We start from the raw sequence: 251 nt of genomic DNA on the forward strand, positions 1-251 counted from the left end.
TCCTTATCTCAACAGCGACAAAATTGGCATATTAAAAGATGGCCTGGCCATGGGTTTGGATTACGGCCAGAGCTGGACATGCTACAACGGCCGGGAAAAAGCATGCGGCAAATGCGGCTCTTGCGTCGAACGTCTGGAAGCTTTTGCGATAAATGGCGTTACTGATCCACTGGCTTATGAAACAGGCACAGCAACATGAGCAGCAAGAGTACCCCATCAAAGGTGTACCGTATAAAAGAAGCGTTTTACAC

The 251-nt window shown here is 48.2% G+C and carries 1 protein-coding gene; it reads left to right on the forward strand.

Features of this window, described 5'->3' with window-relative positions; all coding sequences use genetic code 11:
• A partial coding sequence (locus Q4563_RS21315) for a 7-cyano-7-deazaguanine synthase (protein ID WP_303605946.1) occupies positions 1 to 199 on the forward strand: 199 nt, incomplete at its 5' end.
• Positions 200 to 251 lie beyond the last annotated feature (52 nt).

The sequence above is a fragment of the Gilvimarinus sp. 1_MG-2023 genome (assembly GCF_030548285.1).